Annotated in this window: 6 protein-coding genes and 2 pseudogenes; 2 read left to right on the top strand and 6 right to left on the bottom strand. The window is 65.7% G+C overall.

All coding sequences use genetic code 11. The annotated features are described in order from the left end of the window. Positions 1 to 298: pseudogene (locus Q322_RS0119275) on the bottom strand (IS6 family transposase); the annotation flags it as partial. Between the two features lie 324 nt (positions 299 to 622). Between Q322_RS0119275 and Q322_RS22035 the strand changes: the two are divergent. Then, positions 623 to 2,935 carry a putative bifunctional diguanylate cyclase/phosphodiesterase gene (locus tag Q322_RS22035; protein WP_051668788.1) on the top strand — a complete coding sequence of 771 codons (2,313 nt, stop codon included), beginning with the start codon at positions 623 to 625 and terminating at the stop codon, positions 2,933 to 2,935. A 154-nt stretch (positions 2,936 to 3,089) separates the two neighbouring features. Here Q322_RS22035 and Q322_RS22030 read toward each other — a convergent pair whose 3' ends face one another. The 5 genes and pseudogenes from Q322_RS22030 to Q322_RS0119250 form a co-directional block, all read right to left on the bottom strand. Further along, a complete protein-coding gene (locus tag Q322_RS22030) occupies positions 3,090 to 4,184 on the bottom strand; it encodes a GGDEF domain-containing protein (protein ID WP_051668787.1) in 1,095 nt (364 codons plus the stop codon). 260 nt (positions 4,185 to 4,444) lie between these two features. After that, a complete protein-coding gene (locus Q322_RS0119260; RefSeq protein ID WP_156953178.1) occupies positions 4,445 to 4,714 on the bottom strand; it encodes a hypothetical protein in 270 nt (89 codons plus the stop codon). Between the two features lie 47 nt (positions 4,715 to 4,761). Further along, positions 4,762 to 4,932: pseudogene (locus Q322_RS25030) on the bottom strand (HAD family hydrolase); the annotation flags it as partial. Positions 4,933 to 4,938: 6 nt separating this feature from the next. Further along, the gene (locus tag Q322_RS0119255; RefSeq protein ID WP_029479477.1) at positions 4,939 to 5,253 is read right to left on the bottom strand and encodes a hypothetical protein; all 315 of its coding nucleotides are present in this window, start codon (positions 5,251 to 5,253) and stop codon (positions 4,939 to 4,941) included. Then, positions 5,250 to 5,714, bottom strand: a complete 465-nt coding sequence (locus Q322_RS0119250; RefSeq protein ID WP_342667672.1) for a carbohydrate ABC transporter permease — start codon at positions 5,712 to 5,714, stop codon at positions 5,250 to 5,252. Before Q322_RS0119250 ends, Q322_RS0119255 begins: the two co-directional genes overlap by 4 nt. A gap of 108 nt (positions 5,715 to 5,822) precedes the next feature. Between Q322_RS0119250 and Q322_RS24260 the strand changes: the two genes are divergently transcribed. Beyond that, the coding region (locus Q322_RS24260; RefSeq protein WP_211248937.1) for a hypothetical protein at positions 5,823 to 6,040 on the top strand (218 nt) is incomplete at its 3' end.

The following is a 6,040-nucleotide window of genomic DNA, read 5'->3' as shown; positions in this document are numbered from 1 at the left end:
AGCCGTGCTCGTCCACCGCCCGCCACAACCAATGCCGAACGCCATCCACCGTCGTGCAGACCTCGTCCAGGTACCAGCGGGAACCCCGCCGGGGTTCTCGCTGGCGCAGTCCTTCTGCGAACAGGGAAGCGAATTTCATGCACCACTCGCGGAGGGTCTCATGACTGACTTGAATGCCGCGCTGGTGCAGCAATTCTTGAACATCTCTGTAGCTGAGTGGGAAGCGGTGGTACAGCCACACAGCGTGCTGGATGATGATCATTGGGAAGCGGTGTCGGTAGGGCTTGGCGTCGGTCATGGATGGTTACCCTACCCCAGTCCGGTTAAGGCAACACAACCGTCTAAACTGCGTAGGGAACGGGTACTGGCACAAGCTGTCGTGCCGGGGTCATTGCGTCTGGTTGGGTTCGCCTTCTGTCCGCCTGGGACTTAGTGGCTGACACCTGCACCTCCACGCCGTTCCAGACGGCACGAACGAGCGCTTCAGACTCCAGCTCTTCAAGAGCAAGGATGCCCAACTATGTGTTGAAAATATGCAGCCGTCAAAACCCACCCCCTCAGCGCTTCCTGAAATTTCCTTCATGTCATTGCGCTGTCAGTGCTCATGTAGAACACTCATAGGATGCAAATCCGAATCGCCACCGGGACCCTGACCGTGTTGATCGTCTACATGGTCGGCTACGCCCTGTGGCTGCTGCTGGGCGCACCCTCCGGAGAGTGGGCACCGCTCCCAGCCAACCTGCTGATCGTGCCGCCGCCCCTCCTGGCGGCGCTAGTGACCTGGCAGGTGGCGCGCGCACCGAACATCCCCACCGCCCGTACCTGGCGCTGGTTGAGTTACGGCCTGCTGTTGTTCGGACTGGGGTCGCTGATCTACACCGTCTACGACGCGCTGGGCCAGTCTCCCTTCCCGTCGCTGGCAGACCTGGGGTATCTGGCCGCCCTGCCCTGCTTCGCCGTGGGCGTGCTGGCCCTGCGGCGGGAGCGGCTGGGACCGCTTCATACCCTCAGCTTCCTGACCGACGCCGCGCTGGTCACGCTGGTGCTGGGCGACCTGCTGTGGCGCACCTCCATCCGGGACACCCTGGCCGAGTACGCCGAGCCTTCGCCGGCGATGTGGGTTTCACTGGCGTACCCGGCGGCAGACCTGCTGCTGGCCGCCGCCACCGTGACGCTGGCGCTGTGGCGGCCCCTGGGGATCCGGCGGCGGGTCATCGCCCTGCTGGCGCTGGGGCTGCTGCTGTATCTGGGAAGCGACGTGGTGTATTACCACGCGGTGGCCCGTGATCTGTACGCCCCCGGCGCACTGATCGACCTCGGCTGGCCCCTGGGCGCGCTGCTGCTCGCCTGGACCGCCTACCGCAGCACCCAGCCCGTGGCCGTGCGGCAGGCGAGCGTGCAGCGCCAGTCGGGCGAGGCCTGGAAACGCCTGATCCCGCATTACGCGGTGCTGGGCGTGTTCGTGATCTACCTGGTCACCCACCTGCGCACACCCCTGGACCGTCCACAGCAGATGATCCTGTGGCTGGTGGTGGGCCTGTTCGCCCTGCGTCAATTCCTGGTCCTGACCGACAACCAGCGCCTGCAAGTGAGCCTGACCCACCGCGCCGACCACGATCCGCTCACCGGCGTGCGCAACCGCCGTGATCTGGAAACGGTCCTGCAACGGCATATCGACGAGGCCCGCAGCAGGAACGCCGTGGTCTCGGTCCTGTTCGTGGACCTGGACCGTATGAAGGAGATCAACGACACCTTCGGCCATCCGGTGGGGGACCGGCTGCTGCGGGCGGTGGCGGACCGGCTGTCGGCGCACCTGCCCCCCGGCGGGATGATCGTGCGTTTTGGCGGCGACGAGTTTGTGGCGACGCTGCCCGGACACGCGGCCCAGGAGGCAGCGGCGGTGGCCGAGACGCTGCTGGACGCAGTCAGGGAACCGTTTCAGATTGGCCCGGAACTGCTCCACCTCTCGGCCAGCATTGGGGTGGCGCTGGCCCCCGGCGACGCCGACCATGCTGGAGCGGCCATCGCGCAGGCGGACGCGGCCATGTACCGGGCCAAACAGGCGGGCAAGGGCACCTGGCGCTTTGCCGATGAGCGGCTCAATGGCCTGCACATGCCCCAGGCGAAGATGGAAGTGCTGCTGCGCGGCGCGCTGGAACGCGGTGAACTGTCCATGCATTTCCAGCCCCTGATGGATCTGCGCACTGAACAGGTCCGCAGTTTTGAGGCCTTGGTGCGCTGGACGTCCCCGGAGCTGGGGATGGTCTCGCCCGCCGTCTTTATTCCGGTGGCCGAGGCGCGTGAGATGATGGGCCGGCTGGGGCGCTGGGTGCTGCGCGAGTCCATCCAGGCCATGTGCGCGTGGCAGGCGGCCTTGCCTGGTGTGGGCGTGGCGGTCAACGTGTCGGCCACCCGCTTCGCGCACTCGGACTTCGTGGCGGACGTGTGCGCTGCGCTGAGCGAGCACGGCGGTCACCCACAGCTCCTGACTCTGGAGGTCACGGAGAGTGCCGTGCTGGCCGACGGGGACCTGGCGCGCGCGAAGTTGCAGGAACTACGCGCGCTGGGGGTGCGCGTGGCCCTGGACGACTTCGGCACGGGTTATTCCAGCCTGGGCCAGTTGCGCTCTTTGCCGGTGGACATCCTCAAGATCGACCGCATCTTTATCCAGGACAGCCAGACCGACAAGGCCTTTATCCAGGCCATCATCTCGATGGGCCACAGCCTGGGCCTGAAGGTGGTGGCCGAGGGCATCGAGGACGCCCGCACGGTGGCCCGCCTTCAGGGTCTGGGCTGCGATCTGGGGCAGGGCTTCTACTTCGCCCGGCCCCAGCCCGCCGAGCAGGCGGTGGCAGCGATGGTCCGGGTTCAGTGCGGCGTGTCGCTCTTGCTTGAACCGCTGGCGCAGCGGCAAATCGGTCTTGACCAGCATTGAGCGGGTAGTAGGAGTGGAAAGACGGTGCTGGATAGCCTGGCGTTGCCCTCCCGACCAACGGTAACCTCACTGCAGACAGAAGGCGGCGAGTATCCCGTGTCCGCTCGAGATCAGTTCCGGTCCTGGCCCATTCTCTGGGCGACGGGCACCGCGCCTAATGCAGCGTCATGGCCAAAGGAGCGTCGCCGAAATCGAGGCCCCAGTTGACCTGACAGCCCACGATGCGCTGCCGTTTGGCGCGGTACATCCGTGCGTCGGCCAGCGACAGCCACTCCTCGAGGCCCGCCGCTGCCGGCGGCTGCGCCACCCCGCCCTGCAAACAGATCGGCCCCGGTCCCGGCGGCCAGTCGGCGGCCCGCAGCCCACCCGTCAGCCGCGCGCTCAGGATCTCCAGCCGCGTTTCGGGTTCCCACACCAGCACCGCAAACTCGTCCCCGCTCAGCCGGAACGCCACGTCCGGCACAGGAAAGGTCTGCTTCAGGACCTGCCCCAAAGTCGCCAGCACCGCGTCGCCTACCGGGTGCCCGAAGTCGTCGTTGATCCGCTTGAACTCGTGGACGTCGAGCATCATCAGGCTGACGGCCCGGCCCTCCTGGCGGGCGGTGTCCAGCGCGAGGGGCACGTCGTGGGAAAAGGCCCGGCGGTTGAGCAGGCCGGTCAGTGCGTCGGTGCGGGTGAGCTGTTCGAGTTCCTGACGCAAAGCAGCGTTTTCCAGCGCGATCGAGACGTGCTGGGCGAGCAGGTGCAAGAACTCCAGATCGGTGGTATCGAAGGCCGCCGCCGCGTGACTCTGGATGGACAGCACCCCGGTCCGCTGGCCGCGGACCTCCAGCGGCACGAACAGCATGGACCGGGTGGGCCGCTCCGGCTGCTGGGGTTCGGCATGCACGTCCAGGATCACCTGATCGTCGTTGACCAGCCGCCGCATGCGGACGGGGTGCTGGTGCAGGTAGGCGTAGATGTCGGGGATGGACAGGGCCTGGCCGCCCAGAACGCTCTCGATGATGCCCTCGGGGTAAAAGGGCAGGCGCTGGGTGTAGCGGCGGTCTTCCTCGTAGAGTTCCCAGCGCCAGTGGCCGTCAGGCTCGCGCAGGGCCAGCAGGGTGACCTGGGCGGGAAAGAGCGTGCCTGTCTGTTGGTGAACCGCCTGCACCACCGCCTCGACGTCGTGGCTGTTGCGGGCCAGGGCAGCCAGCGCCTGCACCAGGTGGTGGTAGCGGGCGAGTTGAGCTTGGGCAGACTTCGGCAATGGCACCGTCCGGTTTTGGGAGAGAGCGAGGAACCAGGAGACCCGGCTGGAGCGTCATTGCTGGGGTATTATTGGCGACTGCATTCTGGCACGCGCACGCTCACAGACAACTTTCACCCCGCAAGGTGACGCGAAACTAAATGGCCACCGGCCAAAGTCGGTGGGGGCTGGAACACCGACCGAATGCCGGGATGTACGCTACCAGGCACGTTTATCTTCTGTGAGAATCTTCAGCAGAAAGGTAGCTTGGGAAACAGGTTTCAGGTGAGCCGCCCGACGATGGCCCGGGCACCGTTCAGCACATTCCGCACCGCCACCCAGGGCGTCAGCAGCGCAGTCGTGGCCACCGGGTGGTGCCGCAGGTAGGTGGCCCTGCCCTGCATCTCGCCGAAAAATGCATTGAAGTCGGGACCGCTGAGCGCCGCGCCCTCCACCACGGGGTCCGGCCCCGGCAACTCGGGAACAACCCACACCGCCCTGACCTCCGCGAGGTTGGACCCGAGGACGTCGTGTTCAAGCGTGTCGCCCACATGGGCCAGCACCTCGCCGACGGCGCGGAAGAGTTCCGGCTGGGCTTGGCGTAGCCGTGGGCCTCCGGCGATTCTAGGGCGTCGAACAGCGGGGCCAGCCCCAGCGCCTCAAGGACCGGCCACTGGTAGCGGCGGTATCCGTTGGTCAGGGCCACGGCGCGCAAACCGGCGTCCCGCAGCAACTCCAGGGCCTGATGGGCACCGGGTAGCGCGCGCACATGGCCCTACGCCGCCCCTTCCTCCACCAGGCGGGTGACGTCGGGCAACTGATCCACACCGTAGGCCTGGCCCACTGCGGCGTAGATGTCGTCCCAGTGGTAGGCCGCCACGAAGTCACGGCGGTCCATACGCCGCTGCCACTCCGCGTTGATGGCCCCGCGCAGCTCCCGGTGCGCCTGGTCGCGGTCCTGACCCCTGAGCCGCTCACTGCCTTCCAGATGGCTCAGCACAGTCGGCACCACGTAACTGCCGAACGGATTCTGGATCAGGACGCCATCGAGATCGAGCGTGACCGTGGCCTTTGTCGGTCCGGCCCTCATCCCTTCACCGCGCCCACCGTGGTGCCGCGCAGGAAGTATTTCTGGCTGCTGAGGAACACGATCACGATGGGAATGGCGGCCAGCAGCGCGCCCGCCATGTGAACGCCGTAGGACAGCGGCACCTCCTCGCGCAGCAGCACCAGTCCCACCTGGAGCGTGCGCATCTCGGCGGAGCGCGTGATGATCAGCGGCCACAGGAAGCTGTTCCACTGCGCGATGAAGGTAATGATCCCCAGAAAGGCCAGGCCGGGTTTAATGAGCGGGAGAATAATGCGCGTAAAGATCGTGAACTCGTGCGCGCCGTCCACACGCACCGCGTCGATCAGGTCGCTGGGCAGCGTCTGGATGAACTGTTTCATCAGGAACACGCTGTACGGGCTGGCCAGGGCGGGCAGGATCAGCCCGGCGTAGCTGTCCACCAAGCCCAGGCGGCTGCTCATGATGAACAGCGGCACCAGGATGACCTGGAAGGGGTGTGTTGCCTTAACTTGACCCGTGGCAGACTGAGGGCAGGGGTGATCTGAACTTCAGGCCACCCCTACTGCGGCTATTGACCACGTCTGGAACGCTTGTTTCTGATTGCTTTGTCTGATCGAGGTAGAAACGCTGGTTCGGGCGTGATGGTGGATGTTCTCGATTCGGGCGTGCAACCTCAGAAATTCTTGCGCTCGTTTTTTTCGTTTGAATCCCTGTTGTTGTCGTTCCTGACGCCGTGTAGATCGGTGCGATTGCTCAATGACATTGTTGCAGCGAGCCGTGGAAATCACTTGCTGATGGTTGACCCCAT

The sequence above is a fragment of the Deinococcus frigens DSM 12807 genome (assembly GCF_000701425.1).
In the GTDB taxonomy this organism is placed as follows: Bacteria; Deinococcota; Deinococci; order Deinococcales; family Deinococcaceae; genus Deinococcus; species Deinococcus frigens.
The sequence above is the reverse complement of the archived record's forward strand: the minus strand, read 5'-3'. Positions and strand labels throughout refer to the sequence as shown.